The organism is Olleya sp. AS48 (genome assembly GCF_038900355.1).
Classification (GTDB): Bacteria; Bacteroidota; Bacteroidia; order Flavobacteriales; family Flavobacteriaceae; genus Olleya.
Map to the genome: position 1 here is coordinate 1 of NZ_JBBMRD010000023.1, position 3,974 is coordinate 3,974.

The 3,974-nt window shown below is 31.5% G+C and carries 4 protein-coding genes; 2 read left to right on the forward strand and 2 right to left on the reverse strand.

Annotated features, from left to right (window positions below):
* On the reverse strand, positions 1-559 hold a 559-nt coding region (locus WNY60_RS15435; protein WP_342862919.1), incomplete at its 3' end, for a plasmid recombination protein.
* Positions 560-1,549: 990 nt separating this feature from the next.
* Between WNY60_RS15435 and WNY60_RS15440 the strand changes: the two genes are divergently transcribed.
* On the forward strand, positions 1,550-2,569 hold the full coding sequence (locus tag WNY60_RS15440; RefSeq protein WP_342862920.1) for a replication initiation protein: 1,020 nt from the start codon (positions 1,550-1,552) through the stop codon (positions 2,567-2,569).
* Positions 2,570-2,636: 67 nt separating this feature from the next.
* Positions 2,637-2,975 (forward strand): hypothetical protein, encoded by a 339-nt coding sequence (locus tag WNY60_RS15445; RefSeq protein WP_342862921.1) that lies wholly within the window; start codon positions 2,637-2,639, stop codon positions 2,973-2,975.
* A 566-nt stretch (positions 2,976-3,541) separates the two neighbouring features.
* On the opposite strand, the gene WNY60_RS15450 is transcribed toward WNY60_RS15445, so the two are convergent.
* Positions 3,542-3,974, reverse strand: a 433-nt coding sequence (locus WNY60_RS15450) for a hypothetical protein (protein WP_342862922.1), incomplete at its 5' end; no start/stop codon positions are given.

Sequence of the window (3,974 nt, forward strand, 5' to 3'; positions counted from 1 at the left end):
CAAAATAATCATTCTGAAGATCTCTTAGTTTATCACGACCTCCAGTATAATCTCTAGTGTTTATTCGTGTTTCTATTCTAACTCCTTCTCCTTTTTGGTTTTTCCATTTAACTTCTTTTGTTTTCAGTGGCACAACAATAAAATGAACATGTGGGTTTGATTCGTCCAAATGCTCATATGATGCAACAATGGAATTTTTTCCATGTCTATCTTCTAACCATTTTTTTGTGTTAGAAACATATCCTGAAAAAGAATATTGTTCCCAGGCTTTTTGATCGTTAACAGTGCAAACATATTCGATAGCCAAATTGCTGTTTTTACGAATACCTTTCACATTGTTTTTTTCTAATCTATCATCAATTGCTTGCTGTAGGTTAAAGTTCTTTTTGTGCAAATGATCTTCTTTGTTTTCTAAAATATAGGCCTCTTGATGTCTTCCGTTTGGAGTGATATTTTCAGGGTAATCAGTCTTAGATTCATAACGCCTGGCGTTATGTTTATCCGTGTTACTAATTGCTCCTGCAGAAAGGTTTCTTGCTCTTATGATTCCAAATGCCATACTCTAAAAATTAACTTGTTGATTTTTTCAATTCGAAGAATTGATAGCTTAATGCAGTTACCCGCAAAGCCAACGTAGTGGCTTTGTATAGCGGGTACATATACAAAGCCACTTTATCTACATAATCAAATATACATTTTTTATTTTTCCTTTTGTGTATTTCTCTGAAATAAACAAAAACCACACATGCAATTTATACATGTGTGGTTGATTTTTTTTATTGATCATCAGTTAGAAAATTGTAAATCAAAATGCATTGAGATACAAATCCTACTAATGATAGAATGGTTTCCATTTCTGTCATTTTTATAAGTTTTATACTATTGTTATTTTTGAGGTAATCCAGAATTCAGGATTCGATATAAACTAAAGGCTCTACCAATTAATTAGCTTTCCTCTTTTATAAATAGTCTGTTTTTTTGAGAAAACGATTTTCACTTAAAATATTTATGGTTTGAGGAAACAAAAGCTAAAAACTTAGACAGGAAAAAGTAGTTTTTGCCTTGAAGCATTTTAAGGCGTTTTAAGAGTGTTTAATTTATAACACTTGTATATGTTTGTTTATAATAAAAAAATGTGTTTAAGCTTATTAAAACTGCTTAAAAAGACTAATTTCGGGCGCCAGTTTACCTGAGAACGATTCCTCAACCGAACTAATACTAAAGCGTGCTCGAGCTGCAAGCTCGAATAGACTTACTCAAACTAGCTGAAATTTTTCTAAAAAAATTTCCCTTAAAAGACTTTTTTTTGTTCAGAATCGAAAAAGTAATTTTTATGTTTTCAATTTTTGACAAACTATATAGTGTTAATACTATATAATTAAATAAATAGGACAAAATCGATTAAAACGAGTTCTGCTCCTTATTTTGTTTATTAAAACGAGTTTTGCTCCTTATTGGGGTTTATTAAAACGAGTTCTGCTCTTTTATAAAACGAGTTTTATTTTTTCGGCTCGTTTTAATTGTTTATCTTGTACCAAATTAAACTTTTATGGATAAAAATTTACAGTCTGGACAGACAAGTCTTTCATTAGTTTACTCCAAAAATCCAAAGGCTAAAGATTATGTTCACGTTGATAAAAAAATAGTACACTCGCATCAGAAAAAAGTATCTGTTCTGACAAAGCGTATTTTGACACACGTTTTCTCTCAAATCGAACGTGATGCTTCTGAATTAAGGTCTTATTATCAAGTTAGTATTTCTGAACTTGGTGCGCTTGGAAATGTAGCAATTTCATATGGCGACATCAAAAAAGCTTTCAATGAAATGCTAAGTATCAGTTGGATTATTGAATCTAAAAATGAGAATAAGAAAAAGTCAAGCTTCATTGCTAAACAACTTCTAAATACAAGTTCCTCAGACGTAAACTGTGAGTACCGGAATGGCGTTATAACATTGGTTTTAAACCCTACTTTAAAGCCTTATTTAGTTAACTTGAACAACTATACAAATTATCAAGTTGGCTGGTATATGAGTTTTTCAAGTTGGTATTCTACAAGGCTTTATGAGATACTTTCAAGCTATAAGGGAACGGGTTGGTGGTATGTTGAACTTGAAGAATTCAGAAAGCTTTTGGACTGTGAAAAGAAGTATCCGAAATCATCAGATCTCTTGAAATACACTTTACAAGAACCTTTAGAGGAATTAAAAAATACTGACTGTGAATTTACCTTTGAAAAAGTATATGCACCACCAATTGGAAGAGGTCGTCCAAGCCTTGTAGCATTGAAGTTTTTACTTAAAAATGTCACTTTAAAGGCTATTCCAAAACATTGGAAAGATAAGTCTCCCGAACATCAAAAAGTTATTGAACAAATGACAAAGACTTGGAAAATTGAGGAAACCAATTTTATCAATTACATCGGAGATATTGGCTTAGATGGGGCTAAAAGATTGATGAAGGAATGGAAAGCTAAGGAATATTCAAATAAAAGAATTGATAATAAGAAGCTGTATTGTAATGCTGCATTTGTGCGTGAAGCGATGAAGAATAAAAACAAAAATGAATAAAAAAAGCTACACTTTAAAAGAACTCTCTGACATGTACTCTGTCACAAGTAGGACAATAGTAAGACACTTGAAAGGCCTTTATTTTATAGAAAAAAACAAAGTCAAAGTGCCTTTAGACGTTGTTAAGCTACTTGAAGTAAGACACAAGTACGACACAAGTAAGACAGAAGTACGACAAGCTGACGACACAGAAAAAACAAGCGCGGAATATGATGTTATTGAAGGGTTCTCTAGCGATGAATATAAAGAGTTTCAAAAACGATTAATAGAGTACCCTTTGCTAAAAAAAGATTTAGAATACCATAGAAAAGCCTCTGAAAGTCATCAGAGACAAATGGAAAAAATCATAAATATTTTAGAACAACGAAACTACCTGGAAGCAATAGACAAAAAGAATCTTGAATAAGGACAGGAATGCACAAAAGGAAAAAAAAGTATTATTTATCACCTCTATTTTTCCAGTGTTTTGTAAAGCGATCCTCCTCTACTCCAAGAGGAAATAAAATATGATACCACAAACAATTGCAATAATATCTTATAATTCTACACCACCTAGGAAGCTTTCTCATTAACCAAAAATAGCAAAGTTTTTATTTAAATATCGCCTTAAAAACCTTTTATTGCTTTAAAACAAAGGGGTTTACCCGCTTTTTTTTGGGGTTAATAACTTTGTGTTACGTTAATAACTTTGTTTTCCACATAGAAGCCTTTTTCTTATTTTTGATGAAATGAAAAACGCCAAACAAATTGGACCCTGTCTGGCGTTTTAAGTTCTTTTCTTATGAGGAAAAAAAATAAAATAAAGTGGTTTCTTAAAGTAGTTAGACTATTAAAAGAAATCCTAGAGATTTTTATGTAATCTCTATCGTTTAAAGACCCATCTGCTGGAACAGGTGGGTTTTTTATTGAATACAAATATAAATAATATTTGTGTCAAGTACGCAAAAAAAACACATGCAATTAATTATATCTTTAAATACTTCTTCCTTTCTTTTTTTTCGTTTTCCCATCTTCGTTTGAATGGAATATAGTAGGGTTATCCCTAGTTCCTTTTGAATCCCAATTCTTACGATTGTAGCTATTATGTCTACTCTGATTGGTTTTGAATTCTTTTTCAGCCTCAAGCTGCTCTTTCCTTTTTTCTTCAATAAGGAGCGCTAATTTCAACCTTTTTAAAGAGTCGTCTGTTTTAGATAACTCTTTTCTTAATTCTCCAATTTTATGATCTGTTTCCTGAGTGTACACTTTATGTTGATGTTCAGCTAATGTGCCTCTATAAAATTGAATACCCATTTTTTTACCGCCATCATATCTTTCGGTCAAATGTTCAAAATAATCATTCTGAAGATCTCTTAGTTTATCACGACCTCCAGTATAATCTCTAGTGTTTATTCGTGTTTCTATT